Source organism: Polaromonas sp. YR568 (assembly GCF_943371715.1).
In the GTDB taxonomy this organism is placed as follows: domain Bacteria; phylum Pseudomonadota; class Gammaproteobacteria; order Burkholderiales; family Burkholderiaceae_C; genus Polaromonas.
This window is the reverse complement of record NZ_CALRVW010000020.1, coordinates 1-23,932: the sequence shown is the minus strand read 5'-3', so window position 1 is coordinate 23,932 and position 23,932 is coordinate 1. Positions and strand designations below refer to the sequence as shown.

Genomic DNA, 23,932 nt, shown 5'->3' with positions numbered 1-23,932 from the left:
GAAAGCGAACCATGCAAGACATTCTTGAACAACTCGAAACAAAACGCGCCGCCGCCCGCCTGGGCGGAGGGCAGAAACGCATAGACGCCCAACACGGCAAGGGCAAACTCACGGCGCGCGAGCGGCTGGAACTGCTGCTCGACGAAGGCACGTTCGAGGAATGGGACATGTTTGTCGAGCACCGCTGTGCCGACTTCGGCATGGCGGACAACAAAATCCCGGGCGACGGTGTGGTGACCGGCTACGGCATGATCAATGGCCGCCTGGTGTTTGTCTTCAGCCAGGATTTCACCGTGTTCGGCGGCGCGCTCAGCGAAGCGCATGCGGAGAAAATCTGCAAGGTGATGGACCAGGCCATGAAGGTCGGCGCGCCGGTGATCGGCCTCAACGACTCTGGCGGTGCGCGCATCCAGGAGGGCGTGGCCTCACTGGGTGGTTATGCCGACGTGTTCCAGCGCAATGTGATGGCTTCGGGCGTGGTGCCGCAGATCAGTATGGTCATGGGCCCCTGCGCCGGCGGCGCGGTGTATTCGCCCGCCATGACCGACTTCATCTTCATGGTGAAAGACAGCAGCTACATGTTTGTCACCGGCCCCGAGGTCGTGAAAACCGTGACACACGAGGAAGTGACCGCGGAGGAGCTCGGCGGCGCCACGACCCACACGACACGCAGCGGCGTGGCCGACCTGGCGTTTGAAAACGATGTGGAAGCGCTCCTGATGCTGCGCCGGCTCTACAACTACCTGCCGCTGAACAACCGCGAAAAAGCGCCGGTGCGCCCCAGCGCCGACCCGGCGGGCCGCATGGACCTGAGCCTGGACACGCTGGTGCCCGAGAACCCGAACAAGCCCTATGACATGAAGGAGCTGATCACCAAGACGGTGGACGACGGCGACTTTTTCGAGATCCAGCCCGAGTACGCCAAGAACATCATCATCGGCTTTGCGCGCATGGAAGGCCAGGCGGTTGGCATCGTCGCGAACCAGCCGCTGGTGCTGGCCGGTTGCCTGGACATCAAGAGCAGCATCAAGGCGGCGCGTTTTGTGCGCTTTTGCGATGCCTTCAACATCCCGGTGATCACCTTTGTCGACGTGCCCGGCTTCATGCCCGGCACCAGCCAGGAGTACGGCGGCATCATCAAACACGGCGCCAAGCTGCTGTATGCCTACGCCGAATGCACGGTGCCCAAGATCACGGTCATCACGCGCAAGGCCTACGGCGGTGCGTATGACGTGATGAGCTCCAAACATTTGCGCGGCGACGTCAATTTCGCGTGGCCCAACGCCGAGATCGCCGTCATGGGCGCCAAGGGCGCGGTGGAAATCATCTTCCGCGAAGACCGCAAGGACCCGTCCAAGCTGGCAGCGAAAGAAGCCGAATACAAGGCGCGTTTTGCCAACCCCTTTGTGGCCGGCGCACGCGGTTTCATCGACGACGTGATCCTGCCGCACGAAACCCGCAAGCGCATCTGCCGTTCACTGGTGATGCTCAAGGACAAGAAGATTGAGAACCCGTGGCGCAAGCACGGCAACATTCCGCTCTAAGTGACTGAGGAAAGAGACACCATGTTTATCAAAATTCTCATTGCCAATCGGGGCGGCCAGCCGCAAAGCGGCGCAGCAGCGAAGCTAAATTGCATGGCGCACGCAGTGCGCGCAGGGGATTTCGCCCCGATGGAGAAGGCTTATGTTTAAAAAAATACTGGTCGCGAATCGGGGTGAAATCGCCTGCCGCGTCATCCAGACCGCCCGCAAGATGGGCATCAAGACCGTGGCGGTTTATTCCGACGCCGACAAGGACGCGCGCCATGTCGAGCTGGCCGACGAGGCCGTCCACATCGGGCCGGCGCCCAGCCGGGACAGTTATCTGCAGGCCGACAAGATCATTGCGGCGGCCAAACAGACGGGCGCGCAGGCGATTCACCCGGGCTATGGCTTCCTCAGCGAAAACGCTGGTTTTGCCAAACGGGTGGAAGAAGAGGGCCTGGTGTTCATCGGCCCCAAGCATTATTCGATTGCCGCTATGGGCGACAAGATCGAGTCCAAGAAGCTGGCCGGTGCGGCCGGTGTCAACTGCATTCCCGGCGTCAATGACGCGATTGAGACGGCCGAGAAGGCCGTCGAGATCGCCAAGGGCATCGGTTACCCGGTGATGATCAAGGCCAGTGCCGGCGGTGGCGGCAAGGGCCTGCGTGTGGCCTTCAACGACAAGGAAGCCTTCGAAGGCTTCACCTCCTGCCGCAACGAGGCGCGCAACAGCTTTGGCGACGACCGCGTTTTCATCGAGAAGTTTGTCGAGGAGCCGCGCCACATCGAGATCCAGCTGATCGGCGACAGCCATGGCAATGTGATTTACCTCAATGAGCGCGAATGCTCGATCCAGCGCCGCCACCAGAAGGTGATCGAGGAGGCGCCGTCGCCCTTCATCAGCGAAGCGACGCGAAAAGCCATGGGTGAACAGGCCGTGGCGCTGGCCAAGGCCGTCAAGTACGAGTCGGCCGGCACAGTCGAGTTTGTCGTTGGCAAGGACCAGAGTTTTTACTTCCTCGAGATGAACACCCGCCTGCAGGTGGAGCATCCGGTGACGGAATGCATCACCGGCCTGGACCTGGTCGAACTCATGATTCGTGTGGCGGCCGGTGAAAAGCTGCCGCTGGCGCAGAAGGACGTTCAGCGCAAGGGCTGGGCCATCGAGTGTCGGATCAATGCCGAAGATCCGTTTCGCAACTTTCTGCCGTCCACCGGCCGGTTGGTGCGTTTCCAGCCGCCCCGGCAGGACATGTTTGCGGCGGAGACCGCGCAGCTGTTCGGCGTGCGGGTCGATACCGGCGTGCAGGACGGCGGCGAGATCCCGATGTTTTACGACTCGATGATTGCCAAGCTCATTGTTCACGGCACCGACCGCCTTGACGCGATTGCCAAGATGCGCGAGGCCCTGAACAGCTTTGTGATTCGCGGCGTGTCCAGCAACATCCCTTTCCAGGCGGCGCTGCTGGCGCACCCGAAGTTTGTCGCCGGCGACTTCAACACCGGCTTCATCGCCGAAAACTACGCCCAGGGTTTCCGCGCCGAAGATGTGCCGCATGACGACGCCGGTTTTCTGGTGGCGCTGGCCGCCTACGTGAACCGCCGCCTGCTCGGCCGCGCCGCGGGCATCAGCGGCCAGTTGCCGGGTCACGGGGTGACGGTCGCTGAAGAGTTCGTGGTCATCGGCCTGGGGGAAGCTGGAAAAAACGTCCACGAAGCCGTGACCGTGCGGGATTTTCAAGCCGAATCGGGCTCCAGCGCCATAGAAGCGGGCGGGAAGCGCTATGAAATATGTAGCAGATGGCATCTGGGCGGTGCCCGCATCCGCGGCACGGTCAATGGCCAGCCCTTTGCCGCCCAGGTCGAACGCGGTGTCGGCCGCAATCCCCTGGCCATTCGCATCGCCCACAACGGCACGCGGCTGGACACGCTGGTGCTGTCGCCGCGCGCCGCCCAGTTGCACGCGCTGATGCCTTACAAGGCGCCCCCGGACATGAGCCGCTTTGTGCTTTCGCCCATGCCCGGCCTGCTGGTCGAGGTGGCGGTGCAGCCCGGCCAGAGGGTGCAGGCCGGCGAACGCGTGGCGGTGATCGAGGCCATGAAGATGGAAAACGTGCTGTTTGCCACCGCCGACGGCGTGGTGGGCAAGGTGCTGGCCGCCAAGGGCGAGTCACTGAGCGTGGACCAGCCGATCGTGGAATTTGCCTGAACCGGAGCGGGAGACGCCATGAACCCTCAAGCCTTTGAAGCCTTGCTGAACAGCGAGCATTTCAACGAGATCACCACCATCGACCGGCCGGCGGGTTACCAGCTCGGTGAACACCAGCACCCGTTTGATGCCTGTGCCCTGGTGACCGGCGGACAGATCACCCTGGTGGTGGCGGGTGTGTCCACCACCTACGCCGCGGGCGATGTCTTCCGTCTGGCAGCGGGGACGCCGCACCTGGAATGCGCCGGCCCCCATGGAGTGACCTACCGGGTCGGCCGCCGCGCGGTCGCTGCCTCATGAACCGGCCCTTCAAGGTGCTGGGCATCCAGCAGATCGCGATTGGCGGCACCAGCAAGGACCGCCTTCGCACCCTGTGGGTGGACATGCTGGGGCTGGAGGTCACCGGCAACTTTGTCAGCGAGCGCGAAAACGTCGATGAAGACATTTGCGCCATCGGCAGCGGGCCGTTCAAGGTCGAGGTGGACCTGATGCAGCCGCTGGATCCGGACAAAAAGCCCGCGGTACACACCACACCGCTGAACCACGTCGGACTGTGGATCGACGACCTGCCCACAGCCGTGGCCTGGTTGACAGCGCAAGGCGTGCGTTTCGCTCCGGGCGGCATCCGCCAGGGTGCGGCCGGTTTTGACATCTGCTTCCTGCACCCCAAGGCCAGTGAGGAGTTTCCGGTGGCCGGGGAGGGCGTGCTGATCGAGCTGGTGCAGGCACCGCCCGAGGTGGTCCAGGCCTTCGCCAGGCTGGCTGGCTGAAAAAAAAACGCACCTTTCGGGAAAACCCTGCTTCAGGTTCCCGCTTCTGCAGCCGTTAAGTGAGAGCACCCTGAACCGTTGGTGCAGCACTGTACCCGGCTGGAGCTGGCTGGCTGCCGGGCAATACTTCCCACTGGTTCTCTGTGTACGCACGGCCGTGCGGGTGTGTGTCACGCGGGTCCCTGACAACAGTCACCGGGCCGGCGCAGCGGCACCCCACGCCGGGTTTCAAGCCGCGACTCCGGAGAATCCTCATGATATTTGGCAAGCTGCTTCATCCCGCCACCTGCTTGCTGCGCCGGCTGCGTCTGTCCGGCAAGCTGGCCTTGCTTGGCTTTGTCGCGGCGCTGCCGCTGCTGGTGCTGGCGCTGCAGTTCCTGCTGGGCAGCCGCAGCTTCAGCAGTCCGCTCAGCATGCTTGCCACCGGCGGCATGGGGCTGCTGGTGCTGCTGTATTTTCTGATGGCCTTTCACCGCAGCCTTGCGCAGGATCTGCAGCAGGTGATCCTGGCGACCCGGCAACTGGTGGCCGGCGATTTGCGTCTGGACCTGACGCGCCGTGGCCCCGACGAGGCCGGCCAGCTGGCCCAGGCCATGGGCGAGTTGGGCCGCACGCTGTCCGGCATGGTGGCCAATGTACGCAGCAACGCCGCTTTTGTCGCCCATTTCGGCCAGAGCATGGCCATGGGCAACCGGGACCTCTCGGACCGTACCGAGCAGCAGGCGGCCAGCCTGGAAGAAACGGCGGCCAGCGTGGAGCAGTTGTCGTCCACGGTTCAGGCCAATGCCGGCATGGCTGGCCAGGCCAGTGACCGGGCGGCCCAGGTGCGGGATGTGGCCGACCAGGGCGCGACGGCCATGGCCCAGGCCATCGAGTCGGTCGAGGCGGTGCAGGGCAGCGCCAAACGCATGGGCGACATCGTGGGGGTGATCGACGGGCTGGCGTTCCAGACCAATATCCTGGCCCTCAATGCGGCCGTGGAGGCGGCGCGTGCCGGCGAGTCGGGCCGCGGCTTTGCGGTGGTGGCCAGCGAGGTGCGCTCACTGGCGCAGCGTTCGGCCGACTCTGCACGGGAAATCCGCCAGCTGATCGGGGTGTCGTCGGGCCAGGTGGCAGCGAGTGCGGAGAAAATCCGTGCCGCGGGTTCGAACATGAACCAGATCGTTTCGGGCATCCGCGACGTGGCGGCCAACATGGCCCAGATCTCGGCCTCCAGTGCCGAGCAGAGTACCGGGCTGACCGAAATCACCTCGGCCGTGCACCAGCTCGACGAAATCACCCAGAGCAACGCCCGGATGGTGGGGCGAGCGGTCACGCAGGCGGGCAACCTGGAGGCGCGGGCCGGCACGCTGGTGCAGTCGGTGGCGTCATTCAAGCTGCAGCAGGGGTCGGCCGAAGAGGCGGTGGCGCTGGTGGCGCTTGCCGTGGCGCACCGCCAGCGCACCTCGCGAGACGCCTTCCTGCGCGACCTGACCCTGCCCGCCAGGGGGTTTCACGACCGCGACATGTATGTTTTTGCGCTCGACAGCCAGGGCACCTACCTGGCCTTCGGCGGCAACCCGTCCAAGATTGGCACCCGGGTGCAGGACATCCCCGGCATCGATGGCGGGCAATTGCTCCAGTCCATCATCGACCAGGCCAGCCACGAGCCGGGCTGGGTGGAGTACGGCATCACCAACCCGACCACGGGCAAGGTCCAGGCCAAGATGTCCTTTGTCCAGCAGGTGGACGATGTGTTCGTGGGCTGCGGCGTCTATAAAAACCTGGTGGCGGGCTGATAACGACAAAACGGAACTGAGTGAGGGACTGAGGGATTCACCCGAGAGCGCTGTGCGCCGGGCCGGGCGTAAACTGGTCCGGCCTCCTGACCCGGTGGTGTTGCAGCGGGGCGAAGGAGACAGCGTTTTGCAGCCAACCAACGTAGCCAGTCCGTCCTACTTCCACAAGGTCGTCGATTGCCAATGGGCCTGTCCCGCCCACACCCCCGTTCCTGAATACATACGCCTGATTGGTCAGGGGCGTTACACCGACGCCTACATGGTCAACTGGGTGTCCAACGTCTTCCCCGGCATTCTGGGCCGCACCTGCGACCGGCCTTGCGAGCCGGCTTGCCGCCGCAGCCGCGTCGAGGAAAACAACGGCGAACACCCCGAGCCAGTGGCCATCTGTCGGCTCAAGCGCGTGGCCGCCGACATGAAAAACGATGTCCGACAGCGCATGCCCCAACTGGCGCCCAAAAACGGCAAACGTATCGCCTGCATCGGTGCCGGGCCGGCTTCGCTGACGGTGGCGCGTGACCTGGCGCCGCTCGGTTATGAAGTCACGGTGTTTGACGGCGAAGCGAAGGCCGGTGGATTCATCCGCACCCAGATCCCGCGCTTTCGCCTGCCCGAGTCGGTGATCGACGAGGAAACCGGCTACATCCTGGATCTGGGTGTGAACTTCAACAGCGGCCAGCGCATCACCTCCATGAAAGATTTGCTGGTGCAGGACTACGACGCGGTGTTTGTCGGTTGCGGCGCGCCGCGCGGGCGCGACCTGGACCTGCCGGGCCGCAGCGAGATCACGGAGAACATCCACATCGGCATCGACTGGTTGGCCTCGGTCTCCTTCGGACATATCACCACGATTGGACAGCGCGTGATTGTGCTCGGCGGCGGCAACACGGCCATGGACTGCTGCCGGTCGGCAAGGCGCTTGGGTGGCACCGACGTGAAAGTGATCGTGCGCAGCGGCTTCGACGAAATGAAGGCGTCGCCCTGGGAGAAGGAGGACGCCCAGCATGAAGGCATTCCCATCATCAACTTCCACGTGCCCAAGTCCTTTGAACACCACCAGGGCAAGCTCACCGGCATGACTTTTGAAGTGGTCCAGGCGGTGTACGACGGCAACGGCAAGCGCAGCCTGGTGCCGACCGGCGCACCGGACGTGCGGGTCGAATGCGACGCCGTGCTGATTGCCGTGGGCCAGGAAAACGCCTTTCCCTGGATAGAGAGCGACTGCGGCATCACCTTCGACAAGTGGGGTCTGCCGGTGCTGGACAAGGAGACTTTCCAGTCCACCGTGCCCCATGTTTTTTTCGGCGGCGATTCGGCCTTCGGTCCGAAAAACATCATCACGGCGGTGGCGCACGGGCATGAGGCGGCGGTGTCGATCGACCGCCTTCTGCACGGCGAGGACATCCGCCGCCGGCCCGACCCGATGACCAACCTGATGTCCACCAAGATGGGCATCCATGAGTGGAGTTACGACAACGACACCTCCAACGATGCCCGTTTCAAGGTGCCCTGGGCCAAGGCGGAAATTGCGCTGGCGAGCATACGCGTCGAGGTGGAGCTCGGCTTCGACGCCGCAACGGCCTTCAAGGAAGCGGGGCGCTGCCTCAATTGCGATGTGCAGACGGTGTTCACTGCGCCGGCCTGCATCGAATGCGACGCTTGTGTCGATATCTGCCCGATGGACTGCATCAGCTTCACGGCCAATGGCGACGAGGCCGACTTGCGCACGCGGCTGAAGGCACCGGCGCTGAACCTGGCGCAGGACCTCTATGTGTCCGGCGAACTCAAGACCGGCCGCGTGATGGTCAAGGACGAGGATGTCTGCCTGCACTGCGGCCTGTGTGCCGAGCGCTGCCCGACCGGCGCCTGGGACATGCAGAAGTTTTTGCTGACAACGACACAGGCCGGGCCGTCCTGCCGCGATACCAACAGGGCTGCCAGCCGCGCAGCAGGAGTGTCCGCATGAAAAAAAGGATTGAAGCCGTCAACGACTTCGTGATCAAGTTCGCCAATGTCAACGGTTCGGGTTCGGCCTCCGCCAACGAGCTGTTTGCCAAGGCCATTTTGCGCATGGGGGTGCCGGTGAGCCCGCGCAATATCTTTCCCAGCAACATCCAGGGCCTGCCGACCTGGTACGAGGCGCGTGTGAGTGACAAGGGTTACCAGGGCCGGCGCGGCGGCGTCGACATGATGGTGGCCATGAATCCGCAGACCTGGGAAGCCGATGTGGCCGAGCTGGAGCCGGGCGGCTACCTGTTTTACGACAGCACGCGACCCCTGCCGGCGTCCAGCTTCCGCGACGACATCCACGTCATCGGCATGCCGCTGACCGAAATTTGCAATGCGGTCTACAGCGACCCGCGCCAGCGCCAGCTGTTCAAGAACATCGTGTACGTAGGCGCGCTGTCGGTGCTGCTGGAGATCGAACCCGAGGTGCTCGAAAAACTGTTCGGCGAGCAGTACAAGGGCAAGGAGAAACTGCTCGCGTCCAACGTGCAGGCCCTGCACCTGGGCCGGGACTTCGCCAGCGAGCACCTGCAGGCGCCGCTGGGCATACGCGTGCAGCGCCGCGACAGGGTCGGCAGCAGGATTTTCGTCGACGGCAACAGTGCCGCGGCGCTGGGCTGCGTCTATGGTGGCGCCACCGTGGCCGCCTGGTACCCGATCACACCCTCGTCCTCGGTGGCCGAGGCCTTCCAGTCCTATTGCGCCAAATACCGGGTGGACCCCGCGACCGGCCGGCACAACTACGCGGTGGTGCAAGCCGAAGACGAAATCGCTTCCATCGGCATGGTGGTCGGCGCGGGCTGGAACGGGGCGCGCGCCTTCACCGCCACCTCGGGGCCGGGCGTGTCGCTGATGACCGAGTTCCTTGGCCTGGCCTACTTTGCCGAGATCCCGGTCACCATCATCAATGTGCAGCGCGGCGGGCCGTCCACCGGCATGCCGACACGCACCCAGCAGGCCGACCTGATCTCCTGCGCCTACGCCTCGCATGGCGACACCAAACACGTGTTGCTGCTGCCGGAAGACCCGCACGAGTGTTTCGAGCATGCAGCCGCGGCGCTGGACCTGGCCGACCGGCTGCAGACGCCGGTGTTTGTGATGACCGACCTGGACATCGGCATGAACCAGCGCCTGTGCGAACCCTTTGCCTGGGACGACAGCCGCAGCTATGACCGCGGCAAGGTGATGACGGCCGAGGAACTGGAGGCTGGCAAGGATTTCGGCCGCTACAAGGACGTTGATGGCGACGGCATCCCCTGGCGCACCTTGCCGGGCACGCACCCCAGCAAGGGCAGTTATTTCACGCGCGGCACCACGCGCAATGCCTACGCCCAGTATTCCGAGCGCGGCCCGGACTACATCTACAACGTGCAGCGGCTGCTGAAAAAGTTCGAGACCGCGGCCACACTGGTGCCGCAGCCGGTGCTGCGGCCCGCGGCGCGCCCAACCCGGCTGGGTGTCATCTATTTCGGATCCACCAGCCCGGCCATGAACGAGGCGCTCGATGTGCTGACCGAGGCCGGCATCCACATCGATGCGCTGCGTCTGCGCGCCTTTCCGTTTCCAGCGTCTGTCGCGCAGTTCATCGCCGGGCATGACAAGGTGTTTGTGGTCGAGCAGAACCGCGATGCACAGATGCATTGCCTGCTGGTCAACGAGCTCGATGTCGATCCGGCGCGCCTGGTGCGTGTGCTGCATTACGACGGCACGCCGATCACTGCGCGTTTCATCACCGGGGACATCACCCAGCAGGTGCAGCAGGTACAGGCCGGAGCAGGGACCTCACAGCCGCAGGGCAAGGAGCGTGTGTCATGACTTATCTGGCCAAACCGCGGTTGCACCATCCTTCGCTGACCGTCAACAAGGTCGGCTACACCCGGCGTGACTACGAAGGCAAGATTTCCACGCTGTGTGCCGGCTGCGGTCACGATTCGATCTCGGCGTCCATCATCCAGGCCTGCTGGGAACTCGACATCGAGCCGCATCGCGTCGCCAAACTTTCGGGCATAGGCTGCAGCTCCAAGACGCCCGACTATTTCCTCGGCGCCTCCCATGGCTTCAACACCGTGCATGGCCGCATGCCCTCGGTGCTGACCGGTGCCAACCTGGCCAACCGCGAGCTGCTGTACCTGGGTGTCTCGGGCGACGGCGATTCGGCGTCGATTGGCCTGGGCCAGTTCGCCCATGCGATGCGACGCGGCGTCAACATGGTCTACCTGGTGGAGAACAACGGCGTGTATGGCCTGACCAAGGGGCAATTTTCGGCGACGGCGGACCAGGGCTCCAAAAGCAAGAAGGGCGTGGTCAACAGCGACAGCCCGGTGGACCTGGTGGCTCTCGCGCTGCAACTGGGCGCCACCTACGTGGCACGCGGTTTTTCGGGCGACAAGGCGCAGCTGGTGCCGTTGATCAAGGGCGCCATCGGTCACGGCGGTGCCGCCTTCATCGACATCATCAGCCCCTGCGTGGCTTTCAACAACCATGCCGGCAGCACCAAGAGTTACGACTACGTGCGTGAACACAACGAAGCCGTCAGCCGCATCGACTTCATCAGCGCGCGCGAGGAAATCACCACCAGTTATGCTCCCGGCGAGGTGATCGACGTGGTGCAGCACGATGGCTCCAGCCTGCGTTTTCGCAAGCTGCACGCCGACTACGATCCCACCGACCGGTACGCCGCCCTGAGTTACATGAATGCGCACCAGGCGCGTGGCGAAGTGGTCACCGGGCTGCTCTACGTAGATCCGCTGGCGACCGACCTGCATGTGGCGCTGAACACCAGCGCGACGCCGCTGAACAAGCTGGACGCCGCGGCCCTGTGCCCGGGCTCGCGTGCGCTTGACAAGGTCAACTCATCCCTGCGTTAACCCGATTCCTGCTGGACAGGAGGCCCCCATGTCTGAACGTACCGTGTTTCAATCCATCCCGCACCGGCATGTGGTGAGTTGCCCGCCGCAAGCCAGCGTCTGGCAAGCCGCCTGTGTGATGACGAAGGCCAACTGCGGCAGCGTGCTGATCATCGACGCTGCCGGCGTCATGCAGGGCATTCTGACCGAACGTGACCTGATGACCCGGGTGCTGGCCAAGGCCCTGAATGCCAAAAAGACGCCGGTGTCCGAGGTAATGACGCACAACCCCCTGTGTGTGGTGCCCGAGATGACCGTCTCGGATGCGGTGTTGATCCTGCTGGAGCGCGGATTCCGGCATCTGCCGATTGTGTCGTCGGCCGGAAAAATCCTGGGGGTGTTCTCGATCCGCGATGCATTGCCGCGCGAGATCGACAGCGCCGTCAGCCTGGCCGAGTTCCGGGACTCGGTCAATGATGCGCTGGGCTGAGAGGAGCCCTAGCTGCTGCCTGCGTCACGCCTGGCGCGTGAGCGTGCCAGTGCGGCTTCAATGATGGCGCGCTTCTGGTCCAGCACCACCGGGTCGGTGTGTTGTGAGTGCCCAGGCAGGTCCGCCAGCGCGGCCTCGGCCTTTTCTTCAAGCCTTTTGAGGTTCTTTCCCTCGTCCATCATGCGCCGATAGCTATGAATTTCATAGCGTTTACGGGCCAGCCCGGCGTCGGCTTCCGACCAGGCGGCCCAGCCGGTGCGTTCACCCGTGACGTTTTCCAGGCTGATGCAATCCACGGGGCAGACTGGAATGCACAGCTCACAACCGGTGCAATAAGGCTCGATCACGGTGTGCATCAGCTTGTTGCTGCCCAGGATGGCATCCACCGGGCAGGCGTCCAGGCACAGCGTGCAACCGATGCACCAGGCCTCGTCGATGACGGCCATCTGGCGCGGGCCTTCGCTGCCGTGGTCGGGGTTGAGGGGGAGGGCCGGCCGGCCGGTGATCAGGGCCAGCCGCGAAATGCCTTCGGCACCGCCGGGCGGGCACTGGTTGATCTCGGCCTGGCCACCGGCCACGGCCTGCGCATAGGCCGCGCAATCGGGGTAGCCGCAGCGCGTGCACTGCGTCTGCGGCAGGGCCGCATTGATCCGCTCGGCGAGCAGGTTCACAAGTCGGCGCTCACAGATGCCGCGGCTTATTTCCTGGCAGCGCTCTTTTTGACCACGCTGCGGGTGGCTGAGGCGGATGCTGTCTTGAGCGCCGGTTTGGCTGCTTTTTTGGGCGCTGGTTTGGCTTGTGCAGAAAGGGTGGGGCCCTGGTTGTGCTCAAGAATGAAGGCCTTGACCTGCGGATACACGGTGTCGCGCCAGCGGCGGCCGCTGAAAATGCCGTAGTGACCCGCGCCCTTGACCTCCAGGTGCTTCTGGCGTGCCTTGGGCACGTTGTAGCAAAGGCCGTGGGCTGCTTCGGTCTGGCCGGAGCCGGAGATGTCGTCGAGTTCGCCTTCGACCGTGAAGTGGGCGGTGGTGGTGATGTCCTCGGGACGCACGCGTTCGAGCTTGCCTGTCCTGGACTTCACGTCCCAGGTGCCGTTGACCAGCTTGAACTCCTGGAACACGGTCTTGATGGTGTCCAGGTAGTAGTCGGCGTCCATGTCCAGCACGGCGTTGTATTCGTCGTAGAAACGGGTGTGGGCTTCGGTGCTGGTGTCATCGCCCTTGATCAGGTCCTTGAAGTAGTCGTAGTGGCTCTTGGCATGGCGGTCCGGGTTCATCGCGACAAAGCCGGTGTGCTGCAAAAAGCCCGGGTAGACACGGCGCCCGGCGCCCGGGAAGTTGCCCGGTACCTTGTAAATCACGTTGTTCTCGAACCATTCGAAGCTCTTGTTCATCGCCAGGTTGTTGACGGCCGTCGGTGAGCGGCGCGCATCGATGGGCCCGCCCATCATGGTCATGGACAGCGGCGTGGTTTCGCCCCGGCTGGCCATCAGCGAAATCGCGGCCAGCACCGGCACGGTGGGCTGGCACACGCTGATGACGTGGCAGTTGCCGTAGATGCCCTGCACGTGGGTGATGAATTCCTGCACGTAGTTGACGTAGTCGTCGAGCGCGAAGGCGCCTTCGGACAGCGGCACGGTGCGGGCATTTTTCCAGTCGGTGATGTAGACCTTGTGGTCCTTGAGCATGGTCTTGACGGTGTCGCGCAGCAAGGTGGCGTAGTGGCCCGACAGTGGCGCCACGATCAGCACCGCCGGCTGCTCCTTGAGCTTGGTCAGGGTGGCCGGATCGTCGGTGAAACGCTTGAAGCGGCGCAGCTCGCAAAAGGGCTTGTCCACCTCGATGCGTTCGTGCACGGCCACGCCAACACCGTCCACGTCAACCGTGGTCAGGCCGAAGGCCGGTTTTTCGTAGTCCTTGCCGAGGCGGTAAATCAGGCTGTAACCGGCCGCCGCGCGCTGCGCCAGCGGGCTCTTGCTGAAGGGCGACGTCGGGTTGTTGTAGAGCTTGGCGGCGGCCTGGGCGAAGTCGACAAACGGCTCCATCAGCGAACGCTGGGTTTCATAGACTTGATAAAGCATGGATGTCCTTTGTACAACGATATGCTGCAGTGCAACAAATAATAACAGGTGTGCCTGGATTTAAATGGAGGGCAAACACCAATAGGGAAGGGCCGGATGACACTTCTTTTTGCCATTCAATGGAAAATCTCACATCTCTGGCCGCTGGATGTCTGAACATCAGCCCGGCAGACTGGTGAAATGGCCTCACCATGCCCCGCAAAGCACCTCGGCCGCCGGCCCTGGCTCGAACCTGACGGATATTTATGACCGAGATCACCGGCGCGCTGGCGCTTGACGAATTCACTTCGCTGAAAAAATCCGACCGCATGCCGGTGCTGTTTGTCGGTCATGGCAGCCCCATGAACGCGATTGGCGACAACGAATACCGCCGCAGCTGGCAGGCACTGGGCGCAGCGTTTGGCAGCCAGTACCCGCCGCCGCAGCTGGTGCTGTGTGTGTCGGCCCATTGGCTGACCGAAGGCTGGTGGGTCACCGGCATGGCGCAACCCAAGACCATCCATGATTTCGGCGGGTTTCCGCAGGAGCTGTTCGACCAGCAGTACCCGGCGCCCGGTGCGCCCACTGCCGCGCGCGAGATCAGCCGTTTCGTCAGGCAGCGCGCCTCGGCGCCGCTGGGGCTGGACCTCGAGGCCTGGGGCCTGGACCACGGCGCCTGGTCGGTGCTGCAGCCCATGTTTCCCGAAGCCGGCATCCCGGTGCTGCAGCTGAGCATGGACTACAGCCGCCCGCCCTCCGACCACTACGCGCTGGCCCGGCAGCTCAAGGGCCTGCGCGAGCGCGGTGTGCTGATTGTCGGCAGCGGCAACATCGTGCACAACCTGCGCCAGGCGCAGCGCGGCGCGGCCGGCCACCAGGCCTATGATTGGGCGCTGGAGTTCGACCAGACCACCGGGGGTTACATTCAACAGGGTAACCTCGATGCGCTGCAGAACTTCCAGAAGCTGGGCCAGCTGGCGCTGATGGCGCACCCAACCCATGAACATTACCTCCCGCTGCTGTATGCAGCAGCGGCTGTGGACGCCCACGAAGCGCCACGCTTTTTCAACACCAGTTTCCAGTTCGGTTCGATCTCCATGCGCTCCGTGATCTGGGGCTGAACCAGGAACCTCGCCACACCATGCCAAGCCGCCAAACTGTCCAGGAATTCATCGCACTGGTGGAGCAGGGCCACTACGTCGAGGCCATCGAGCAGTTTTATGCGCCCAATGCCAGCATGCAGGAAAACAGCGAACCGCCCCGGCGCGGCCGGGATACGCTGGTCAGCTACGAGCGGGCCGTCATGGCCGCCTGCAGTGCAATGCGCACCCTGCCGGTGGACTCCTTCCTGGTGGACGGCGACTTCGTCGTGATCCACTGGGTGTTCGAGTTCACGCGGGTGTCAGGTTCGATGCTGCGCATCGACGAACTGGCGCACCAGCGCTGGGAGGGTGACAAGATCGTGGAAGAGCGTTTTTTCTACGACCCGACGACGGTCGGCGGTTGAGCGACGGTTACAACATCCGTAGCCGTTTTACTATCAAATAGATAGCTGCTTGCGCTCGTACCGTAAGGGCTGCAGGCACTTTTGATCATGAGTCCGGGAAGCGTGCCGAGTCTGGCGGTGGATCAGGCCGGCGCAGCCAGCGCCAGCGTGCCTGGTAGTCCTGCACCTTGTTGTCATACAGGAGCCCATGGTCCACACGGGGGTTGGGGCTCAGGAGGCCCTGGTACAGGTCGTCCAGTCCGTAGGGCGCATGCAGCCGGATGCGGCCGGCTTCGCGGCGCAGTCCGACGCTGGTGCTGCCGACCAGGAAGCGGTCCACACCTTCGCAGGCGTTTTGCAGCGGCGGGCAGGGCCGCCCAAAATACGCCGCGTACCAGGTGTGCACGCGCGCCTGGTTCCTGACGTCGAGCTGGACGCCCAGGCCCGAAAAAAGCGCCTGCGCCTGCCGGTTGACGGCTTGCTCCGCCTCACCGGAGAGGTCCAGCGGGTCGAAGTAGAAAACATCGTAGTCGCGGATGCCTGCGCCGGGTGCGCGGCCATCGAGCAGGTTCCAGACGGTCTGGAACAGGCAACCTCCGACCAGCCAGGCGTCGGGCAGCTTCAGCGCGGCCAGGCCGTCCAGCAGGGCCTGGTTGCAGGGGTTGCGCAGGGCATCCTGCACAAACCGCTGCGGCAGGCCGCCCGCGCCGATTTACATCACCTTGGCGATGGAGGCGCAGACGTGGGCGATGTTGTGGCTGTTCAGCGCGGCCACACACATGCGGCCGGTGTCGGTGCCGTAGACGCCGAATTCATTGCGCAGGCGCACCATCTGGTCCTTGGTCAGTCCGGAGTAGCTGAACATGCCGATCTGCTTGGTGATGAAGCTCATGTCTTCCTTCACGCCAGCGGCTTTCAGCCCATCGACCAGCTTCTGGCGCATGTCCTTGATGCGCACACGCATCTCGCCCAGTTCTTTTTCCCAGAGCGCGCGCAGTTCGGGGTTGTTCAGCACGTTGGCGACCACGGTGGCGCCGTGGATCTGCGGGTTGCTGTAGTTGGTGCGAATCACGATCTTGAGTTGCGACAGCACGCGATCGGCCTCGTCCTTGTTCTCGCACAGCACCGACAGGGCGCCGACACGTTCGCCGTAGAGGCTGAAGCTTTTGGAAAACGAGGTCGAGACAAAAAAGCACAGGCCGGCGGCGACAAACTTGCCGATGACGGCACCATCTTCCTGGATGCCCTGGCCAAAGCCCTGGTAGGCCATGTCCAGGAAAGGAGTCAGCTGGCGCGCCTTGACGGCGGCGATCACCTGGTCCCATTGCGCGCTGGTGACGTCGTAGCCGGTCGGGTTGTGGCAGCAGGCGTGCAGAACCACAATCGTGCCGGCGGGCGCGGCGTTCAGGGCGGCCAGCATGCCCTCGAAGTTGACGCCGCGTTTGGCGGCGTCATAGTAGGGGTAGCTTTCCACGGTGAAGCCGGCCTGGGCGAACAGGGCTCGGTGGTTCTCCCAGCTCGGGTCGCTGATCAGGACCTTGGCGTCCGGGCTGAGCTTTTTCAGGAAATCGGCGCCTATTTTCAGGCCGCCGGTGCCGCCTATGGCCTGGGCCGTGGCCACGCGGCCGCTCTTGACAGGCTCACTGTCGGCGCCAAATACCAGCGCCTTGACGGCCGCGTCATAGGCGGCCACACCGTCCATGGGCAGGTAGCCGCGCGGCTTGGGCGATTCCATCATTGCCTTTTCGGCGGCCTGCACACATTGCAGCAGGGGCAGCTTGCCGTCGTCGTCGTAATACACGCCGACACCGAGATTGACCTTGTTCGGGTTGGTGTCGGCATTGAATTGCTCGTTCAGGCCCAATATAGGGTCACGGGGGGCCATTTCGACGGCGTTGAAAAGCGACATGAAAATCCTCTGAAAAGGGTGGTTTGTGTTTTTAAACGGTCCGGCACGCCATCTGGTTTACCGGCTGCGACGAAGACAGCCGGCAGATCGGCAGCCCCAGCCGGCGCCCGCCCGCCAAATGTCGTATTCTGTTCGGTTGCCCCAGATTTTAGCGGGCCAGAATTGGGTTTTTTATGCCAGAAGTGATTGAAGTCCTGCCCGAGTCCAGCGAAGCGCCTGCCAACGGCGAATTTGTGCGCTTTCCGGACTCGCCGTTCGAGCTCTTCATGCCTTACCCGCCGGCCGGTGACCAGCCGGTGGCGATCGAGCAACTCGTCGAGGGACTCCACGATGGGGAGGTGTTCCAGACCCTGCTCGGTGTGACCGGCTCGGGCAAGACCTTCACCATGGCCAACGTGATCGCCCGGATGGGCCGGCCGGCCATCGTGTTTGCCCCCAACAAGACGCTGGCGGCGCAGCTGTACAGCGAGTTCCGCGAGTTCTTCCCGAAAAATGCGGTGGAGTATTTCGTCAGTTATTACGACTACTACCAGCCCGAGGCCTATGTGCCCCAGCGCGACCTGTTCATCGAAAAAGACTCGGCGATCAACGAACACATCGAGCAGATGCGCCTGTCGGCGACCAAAAGCGTGCTGGAGCGGCGCGACACCATCATCGTGGCCACGGTCAGCGCGATTTACGGCATTGGCGCGCCGGAGGACTACACGCAGATGCGTTTCATCGCGCGCGCCGGCGACAAGATGAACCAGCGCGACGTGATCTCGCGCCTGATTCGCATGCAATACGCACGCAACGACCAGGACTTTGCGCGCGGTACCTTTCGCGTGCGCGGCGACGTGATCGACGTTTTTCCGGCGGAACATTCCGAGCTGGCCATTCGCATCGAACTGTTCGACGACGAGATCGAGTCGTTGCAGCTGTTCGACCCGCTGACCGGGCGCATCCGCCAGAAGGTACCGCGGTTTGTGGTCTACCCCAAGAGCCATTACGTCACGCCGCGCGACAAGGTCATGGCCGCGGTCGAAACCATCAAGATCGAGCTGTCCGAACGCGTCAAGCAATTTGTCGGCGACGGAAAACTGATCGAGGCGCAACGCATCGAGCAGCGCACCCGCTTCGACCTCGAAATGCTCAGCGAGATCGGCCACTGCAAGGGCATCGAGAACTACACGCGGCACCTGAGCGGCGCGCCACCGGGCTCGCCGCCGTCGACGCTGTGCGACTACCTGCCGAAAGACGCGATCATGTTTCTCGACGAGAGCCACGTCATGATCGGCCAGCTCAACGCCATGTACAACGGCGACCGTTCGCGCAAGACCACGCTGGTCGAGTACGGGTTTCGCCTGCCCAGCGCGCTGGACAACCGGCCGCTGAAGTTCGAGGAATTCGAGACCAAGATGCGCCAGGCCATTTTTGTGTCGGCCACGCCCGCCGCCTACGAGCAGCAGCATGCCGGCAAGGTGGTCGAGCAGGTGGTGCGGCCCACCGGGCTGGTGGACCCCGAGGTGGAAGTGCGGCCGGCCACCCACCAGGTCGACGACGTGTTGCAGGAAATCCGCATCCGTGTGGACAAGAACGAGCGCGTGCTGATCACCACCCTGACCAAACGCATGGCCGAGCAACTCACCGACTACCTGACCGACAACGGCGTCAAGGTGCGTTACCTGCACAGCGACGTGGACACGGTCGAGCGGGTGGAAATCCTGCGTGACCTGCGCCTGGGCACCTTCGACGTGCTGGTTGGCATCAATTTGCTGCGCGAGGGCCTGGACATCCCGGAAGTCAGCCTGGTCGCCATCCTGGACGCCGACAAGGAAGGGTTCCTGCGGGCCGAGCGCAGCCTGATCCAGACCATTGGCCGGGCAGCGCGCAACCTGAACGGCCGGGCCATCCTGTATGCGGACCGCATCACCGACTCCATGAAAAAGGCGATGGATGAGACCGAGCGCCGCCGGAACAAACAGATCGCTTTCAACCTCGAACACGGAATCACGCCCAAGAGCATTGTCAAACGCATCAAGGACCTGATCGACGGCGTCTACAGCGAGAAATCCGGCAAGGAAGCGGAAAAACTCGAGCTGCAAAAGGCCCTGGTGGAGGACATGAGCGAGAAGGACATTGCCCGAGAAATCAAGCGGCTGGAGAAACAAATGATCGAACATGCGAAAAACCTGGAGTTTGAAAGGGCGGCCAGCGTGCGCGACCAGTTGCATGTGCTCAAGGCGCAGGCGTTTGGCGCGCCGGGTGTGGACAATGTGCCGCCGGTGACGGGCTGACCGTAAGACCGGAAAACAGGGCTTTCATCACGAATCGGCGCGGTGTTTGTCCTGGACAAACTGGCTTGGGCGGTACAATGGCGACTGAATCGGTCGGGCATCTGTGCTATACTTGACGAAAACAGTCAGGAACAAACAGAACAACAAAAGCCCTGCAGCCGATCAGGCCGACAGGCCGGGGCGGGTGGAGAAAAGTTCCCTGTCAAGCCACAAGCTGACAGGGTGAGCCAAACGACAGTCAAGCCAACTTTTAAGGAGCTTGAAAAATGCGCCTCACGACCAAAGGCCGCTTTGCGGTCACCGCGATGATTGACCTGGCCCTGCGCCAGAACAACGGCCCCGTTACCCTGGCGGCCATCAGCCAGCGCCAGCAGATTTCGCTGTCCTATCTTGAGCAGCTGTTCGGCAAACTGCGCCGCCATGAACTCGTCGAGTCCACCCGTGGCCCCGGCGGCGGTTACACCCTGGGCCGCAAGGCGGCAGACATCACCGTAGCTGACATCATTGTGTCGGTGGACGAACCCATCGACTCGACCCAGTGTGGTGGCAAGGAAAACTGTCTCGGTGACGGTGGCCGCTGCATGACGCACGAATTGTGGGCTTCACTGAACAGCCGCATGGTGGAGTTTCTCGACTCCGTGACCCTGCAAAAGCTGGTTGACGACCAGTTGGCCAAAGGCGTGGTTGTTGAAAATACGCCCATGGTGAAGAAAGCCATCTTCACTGCGCCCGTGGCCAAGCCGATGCGCGTCAATGCGCCCAATTCGGTGTTTGCCCTGGGCAACGCGTTTTCGAAGTCCTGAGCGGTCCTGGCGTTTCTGGCCTGCGAGGGCCTGATTGCCGGAGACTGACGTCCATTTTTTGATGCTGCCAGCCAGCCCTGAAATAAAAAGCCAGCCACATGGAAACCCCACACTTCCCCATTTACATGGACTACAGCGCCACGAACCCGTGTGACCCGCGGGTGGTGGACGCCATGATTCCCTGGTTGCGCGAGCATTTCGGCAATCCCGCTTCGCGCAGCCATGCTTGGGGCTGGGAAGCAGAAGCCGCCGTGGAAAAAGCCCGCGAGCAGGTGGCCGAGCTGATCGGTGCCGACCCGCGCGAGATCGTCTGGACCAGCGGTGCGACCGAGTCCAACAACCTGGCACTCAAGGGTGCCGCGCATTTCTACAAGTCCAAGGGCAAACACCTGATCACGGTCAAGACCGAGCACAAGGCCGTGCTCGACACCTGCCGCGAGCTGGAGCGCCAGGGGTTTGACGTGACCTACCTCGACGTGCAGGCCGACGGCCTGCTCGATCTGGAGGTGCTGAAGGCGGCGATCCGCCCCGACACCATCATTGTCAGCGTCATGTTCGTCAACAACGAGATTGGTGTGATCCAGGACATCCCCGCGATTGGCGCCCTGTGCCGCGAAAAAGGCATCATTTTCCATGTGGACGCGGCGCAGGCCACCGGCCGTGTGGATATCGATCTTGCAACCTTGCCGGTCGACCTGATGAGTCTGACCTCGCACAAGACCTACGGCCCCAAAGGCATAGGCGCACTGTATGTGCGGCGCAAGCCGCGTGTGCGGCTGGAGGCACAGATGCACGGGGGCGGCCATGAGCGCGGCATGCGGTCCGGCACCTTGCCGACGCACCAGTGTGTGGGCATGGGCGAGGCCTACCGCATTGCCAAGGCCGAAATGCACGACGAAAACCAGCGCATCCGTGCCCTGCACGAGCGCATGCTGGCCGGCCTGAAAGACGTGGAAGAGGTCTTCCTCAACGGCCATGCCGACAAGCGCGTACCGCACAACCTCAACATGAGTTTCAACTATGTCGAGGGCGAGTCCCTGATCATGGGCATCAAGGGCCTTGCGGTTTCAAGCGGCTCGGCCTGCACCTCGGCCAGCCTGGAGCCCAGCTATGTGCTGCGCGCCCTGGGCCGCAGCGACGAGCTGGCGCACAGCAGCCTGCGCATGACCATAGGCCGCTGGACCACCGAAGAAGAGATTGACTACGCCGTGGCGACGATCAAGGAAAACGTGGCCAAGCTGCGCGACCTGTCGCCGCTCTGGGAAATGTTCAAGGATGGTGTGGACTTGTCCACCATCCAGTGGGCTGCTCACTAAGCAGCGCAAACAGCTTGAAGAGGTAAATAAAATGGCATACAGCGAAAAAGTGGTGGACCACTATGAAAACCCCCGCAACGTCGGCTCGTTTGAAAAGGGCGACGACACGGTAGGCACCGGCATGGTCGGCGCACCGGCCTGCGGCGACGTCATGAAGCTGCAGATCAAGGTCAACCCGCTGACCGGCGTGATTGAAGACGCGCGTTTCAAGACCTACGGCTGCGGCTCCGCGATTGCGTCGAGCTCACTCGTGACCGAGTGGGTCAAGGGCAAGACCCTGGACGAAGCAGCAAGCATCAAGAACAGCGCCATTGCCGAAGAACTGGCCCTGCCGCCGGTGAAAATCCATTGCTCCATCCTCGCCGAAGACGCCATCAAGGCCGCCGTCAGCGACTACAAGTTGAAGCACGCCCACTAACCTCATCGACCTGCGAAGCTTTCCCCCATGTCCGTTACCCTCACCGACGCCGCAGCACGTCACGTCACCCGCTACATGGCCAAACGCGGCAAGGGCGTGGGCGTGCGCCTGGGCGTCAGAACCACCGGCTGTTCCGGCTTGGCCTACAAGCTTGAATACGCCGACGAGATTGCGCCTGAAGACGTGGTGTTTGAAGACAACGGAGTGAAGGTGTTGGTGGACCCGAAAAGCATGGCTTACATCGACGGCACCCAGCTCGACTTCGTGCGTGAGGGCCTCAATGAGGGCTTCAAGTTCATCAATCCGAATGAGCGTGACCGCTGTGGGTGCGGCGAATCTTTTCGGGTGTGAAGCTACTGCGCAGGCGTGATCGAGGCGCGGGCAGTGCTCGCCATCCTCACGTACCTGAAGTACGCTCCGGTGGCTCCGCGCTGGCCGCACCTCGCTGACGCCCGCTCGCTACGCTTCCCATCCCGAAAACGGGTTTTTCCGTGACAAGCCTCCAATCCAACGATTTCGAACTTTTTGACGTGCCTGTGCAGTTCGCACAGGACAGCGCCGTGCTCGATGCGCGCTGGAAAGAGCTGCAGCGCGAGGCGCATCCCGACCGGTTTGCGGCGCAGGGCGCTGCCGCCCAGCGGCTGGCCATGCAGTGGTCGGTGCGCATCAACGAGGCTTACCAGCGGCTGAAGAACCCGCTCAAGCGTGCGATCTACCTCTGCGAGCTGCACGGCGCGCCCATCCAGGCCGAGAGCAACACGGCCATGCCTCCCGATTTCCTGATCCAGCAGATGCAGTGGCGTGAAGCGCTGGAAGAGGCGGAAGGCCTCGACAGTCTGGAAGAAATCGCAGCCCAGACCCTGGACAGCAAGCGCGAGCAGCTATCAAAAATAGAGCATTCGCTGGACCGGGAAAAAGACTTCCCGGCCGCCGCCCGGCAGGTGAGAAGCCTTATGTTTATTGAGCGCTTTGGCAGCGAGATTGATGCACGCATCGACTCGCTGGGACAATAGACTGTCACAGACCTCCAGCGCGACCCAAAAACATTCATGGCCTTACTGCAAATTTCCGAACCCGGTCAGACCCCTGATCCGCACCAGCGGCGCATTGCCATTGGCATTGACCTGGGCACCACCCATTCGCTGGTGGCCAGTGTGCGCAGCGGCGTGGCCGAATGCCTGCCCGATGCGCAGGGCCGCGTGCTGCTGCCCAGCGTGGTGCGTTACCTGGTGGACGAGACCGGCGCCACCAGCCGCCAGATCGGCTACGACGCGCTTGCCGCGCAGGTGGAGGATCCCCAAAACACCATCGCCTCGGTCAAACGCCTGATGGGCCGCGGCATCAACGACATCGGCAACCGCGCGCAACTGCCTTACCAGCTGGTCGACCAGCCCGGCATGGTCACGCTGCAAACCGTGGCCGGCGAAAAAAGCCCGGTCGAAGTCAGCGCCGAGATCCTGGCGACGCTGCGTTACCGGGCGGAAGACAGCTTTGACGACGAGATTTTCGGCGCGGTCATCACGGTGCCGGCGTATTTTGACGACGCCCAGCGCCAGGCCACCAAGGATGCGGCGCAGCTGGCCGGCCTCAACGTGCTGCGCCTGATCAACGAACCGACCGCCGCGGCGATTGCCTATGGGCTGGACAACGCCAGCGAAGGGGTTTACGCGATTTATGACCTCGGTGGCGGCACCTTCGATATTTCCATCCTGCGCCTGACGCAGGGTGTGTTTGAAGTCGTGGCCACGGGCGGCGACTCGGCGCTGGGCGGCGACGACTACGACCGCGCGCTGGTCGAGTGGGTGCTGGTCAAGGCCGGCCTGGCCGCCGACACGCTCACGCCGGGCGACAAGGCCGCCTTGCTGCAGGCCGCCCGGGCCTGCAAGGAGGCCTTGTCTGCTACGGATTCAGTAGCATTCTCCGCCCGACTGGCAAGGGCTAACGTGCAATTTGACATGAAGGCCGCGGACTTTGAAGCGGCCACGGCCGGGCTGACCCAGCGCACGCTGACGGTGGCGCGCAAGGCCTTGCGCGATGCC

At 63.2% G+C, this 23,932-nt stretch carries 23 protein-coding genes; 19 read left to right on the top strand and 4 right to left on the bottom strand.

The genetic code is table 11. The features are described 5' to 3' along the window. Positions 1–11: 11 nt before the first annotated feature. The 10 genes from AAG813_RS14370 to AAG813_RS14325 all read left to right on the top strand — a co-directional run bounded on the left by AAG813_RS14370 (position 12) and on the right by AAG813_RS14325 (position 11,626). Positions 12–1,544 carry an acyl-CoA carboxylase subunit beta gene (locus AAG813_RS14370; RefSeq protein WP_341916263.1) on the top strand — a complete coding sequence of 511 codons (1,533 nt, stop codon included), beginning with the start codon at positions 12–14 and terminating at the stop codon, positions 1,542–1,544. A gap of 21 nt (positions 1,545–1,565) precedes the next feature. Beyond that, positions 1,566–1,694 carry a hypothetical protein gene (locus AAG813_RS14365; RefSeq protein ID WP_341916262.1) on the top strand — a complete coding sequence of 43 codons (129 nt, stop codon included), beginning with the start codon at positions 1,566–1,568 and terminating at the stop codon, positions 1,692–1,694. Beyond that, complete coding sequence (locus AAG813_RS14360) at positions 1,687–3,735, top strand: acetyl/propionyl/methylcrotonyl-CoA carboxylase subunit alpha (protein WP_341916260.1); 2,049 nt, start codon at positions 1,687–1,689, stop codon at positions 3,733–3,735. The genes AAG813_RS14365 and AAG813_RS14360 overlap by 8 nt, the downstream gene beginning before the upstream one ends. 18 nt (positions 3,736–3,753) lie before the next feature. Then, positions 3,754–4,035, top strand: coding sequence for a cupin domain-containing protein (locus AAG813_RS14355; RefSeq protein ID WP_341916258.1), 282 nt, complete (start codon positions 3,754–3,756; stop codon positions 4,033–4,035). After that, positions 4,032–4,505 carry a VOC family protein gene (locus AAG813_RS14350; protein WP_341916256.1) on the top strand — a complete coding sequence of 158 codons (474 nt, stop codon included), beginning with the start codon at positions 4,032–4,034 and terminating at the stop codon, positions 4,503–4,505. Before AAG813_RS14355 ends, AAG813_RS14350 begins: the two co-directional genes overlap by 4 nt. Positions 4,506–4,759: 254 nt before the next feature. Then, positions 4,760–6,283: a methyl-accepting chemotaxis protein gene (locus AAG813_RS14345; RefSeq protein WP_341916254.1), complete on the top strand. Its 1,524-nt coding sequence runs from the start codon at positions 4,760–4,762 to the stop codon at positions 6,281–6,283. 127 nt (positions 6,284–6,410) lie between these two features. Then, the gene (locus AAG813_RS14340; protein ID WP_341916252.1) at positions 6,411–8,249 is read left to right on the top strand and encodes an FAD-dependent oxidoreductase; all 1,839 of its coding nucleotides are present in this window, start codon (positions 6,411–6,413) and stop codon (positions 8,247–8,249) included. Then, a complete protein-coding gene (locus tag AAG813_RS14335) occupies positions 8,246–10,105 on the top strand; it encodes a 2-oxoacid:acceptor oxidoreductase subunit alpha (protein WP_341916250.1) in 1,860 nt (619 codons plus the stop codon). Before AAG813_RS14340 ends, AAG813_RS14335 begins: the two co-directional genes overlap by 4 nt. Beyond that, positions 10,102–11,157, top strand: a complete 1,056-nt coding sequence (locus AAG813_RS14330) for a 2-oxoacid:ferredoxin oxidoreductase subunit beta (RefSeq protein ID WP_341916248.1) — start codon at positions 10,102–10,104, stop codon at positions 11,155–11,157. The genes AAG813_RS14335 and AAG813_RS14330 overlap by 4 nt, the downstream gene beginning before the upstream one ends. A gap of 28 nt (positions 11,158–11,185) precedes the next feature. Then, the gene (locus tag AAG813_RS14325) at positions 11,186–11,626 is read left to right on the top strand and encodes a CBS domain-containing protein (protein WP_341916246.1); all 441 of its coding nucleotides are present in this window, start codon (positions 11,186–11,188) and stop codon (positions 11,624–11,626) included. Positions 11,627–11,634: 8 nt separating this feature from the next. On the opposite strand, the gene rsxB is transcribed toward AAG813_RS14325, so the two are convergent. Further along, positions 11,635–12,297 carry an electron transport complex subunit RsxB gene (gene rsxB / locus AAG813_RS14320; protein WP_341916244.1) on the bottom strand — a complete coding sequence of 221 codons (663 nt, stop codon included), beginning with the start codon at positions 12,295–12,297 and terminating at the stop codon, positions 11,635–11,637. A gap of 26 nt (positions 12,298–12,323) precedes the next feature. Beyond that, a complete protein-coding gene (phaZ, locus tag AAG813_RS14315) occupies positions 12,324–13,706 on the bottom strand; it encodes a polyhydroxyalkanoate depolymerase (RefSeq protein ID WP_341916242.1) in 1,383 nt (460 codons plus the stop codon). A gap of 245 nt (positions 13,707–13,951) precedes the next feature. On the opposite strand from phaZ, the gene ygiD reads away from it, so the two are divergent. Together ygiD and AAG813_RS14305 are read left to right on the top strand one after the other, a co-directional pair. Further along, complete coding sequence (gene ygiD / locus AAG813_RS14310) at positions 13,952–14,806, top strand: 4,5-DOPA dioxygenase extradiol (RefSeq protein WP_341916241.1); 855 nt, start codon at positions 13,952–13,954, stop codon at positions 14,804–14,806. Between the two features lie 20 nt (positions 14,807–14,826). Next, a complete protein-coding gene (locus tag AAG813_RS14305; RefSeq protein ID WP_341916239.1) occupies positions 14,827–15,192 on the top strand; it encodes a nuclear transport factor 2 family protein in 366 nt (121 codons plus the stop codon). A gap of 85 nt (positions 15,193–15,277) precedes the next feature. On the opposite strand, the gene AAG813_RS14300 is transcribed toward AAG813_RS14305, so the two are convergent. After that, the gene (locus tag AAG813_RS14300; RefSeq protein ID WP_341916238.1) at positions 15,278–15,853 is read right to left on the bottom strand and encodes a nucleotidyltransferase family protein; all 576 of its coding nucleotides are present in this window, start codon (positions 15,851–15,853) and stop codon (positions 15,278–15,280) included. A 30-nt stretch (positions 15,854–15,883) separates the two neighbouring features. Next, entirely contained in the window at positions 15,884–17,080 is a 1,197-nt protein-coding gene (locus AAG813_RS14295; RefSeq protein ID WP_341916237.1) for an amino acid aminotransferase, read from the bottom strand. A gap of 173 nt (positions 17,081–17,253) precedes the next feature. Here AAG813_RS14295 and uvrB point away from each other — a divergent pair, with 173 nt between their 5' ends. The 7 genes from uvrB to AAG813_RS14260 all read left to right on the top strand — a co-directional run. Continuing rightward, the gene (uvrB, locus tag AAG813_RS14290) at positions 17,254–19,356 is read left to right on the top strand and encodes an excinuclease ABC subunit UvrB (RefSeq protein WP_341916235.1); all 2,103 of its coding nucleotides are present in this window, start codon (positions 17,254–17,256) and stop codon (positions 19,354–19,356) included. A gap of 266 nt (positions 19,357–19,622) precedes the next feature. After that, positions 19,623–20,159, top strand: coding sequence for a Fe-S cluster assembly transcriptional regulator IscR (gene iscR, locus AAG813_RS14285; RefSeq protein WP_096665511.1), 537 nt, complete (start codon positions 19,623–19,625; stop codon positions 20,157–20,159). A gap of 98 nt (positions 20,160–20,257) precedes the next feature. Continuing rightward, the gene (locus tag AAG813_RS14280; RefSeq protein WP_341916233.1) at positions 20,258–21,475 is read left to right on the top strand and encodes an IscS subfamily cysteine desulfurase; all 1,218 of its coding nucleotides are present in this window, start codon (positions 20,258–20,260) and stop codon (positions 21,473–21,475) included. Between the two features lie 31 nt (positions 21,476–21,506). Next, entirely contained in the window at positions 21,507–21,893 is a 387-nt protein-coding gene (gene iscU, locus AAG813_RS14275; RefSeq protein WP_293592264.1) for a Fe-S cluster assembly scaffold IscU, read from the top strand. A gap of 27 nt (positions 21,894–21,920) precedes the next feature. Continuing rightward, a complete protein-coding gene (gene iscA, locus AAG813_RS14270; RefSeq protein WP_096665502.1) occupies positions 21,921–22,244 on the top strand; it encodes an iron-sulfur cluster assembly protein IscA in 324 nt (107 codons plus the stop codon). Positions 22,245–22,384: 140 nt separating this feature from the next. Beyond that, positions 22,385–22,906 carry a Fe-S protein assembly co-chaperone HscB gene (gene hscB, locus AAG813_RS14265; protein ID WP_341916230.1) on the top strand — a complete coding sequence of 174 codons (522 nt, stop codon included), beginning with the start codon at positions 22,385–22,387 and terminating at the stop codon, positions 22,904–22,906. Between the two features lie 36 nt (positions 22,907–22,942). Next, positions 22,943–23,932 (top strand): Hsp70 family protein (locus AAG813_RS14260; RefSeq protein WP_341916228.1); only part of this gene is annotated, 990 nt, incomplete at its 3' end.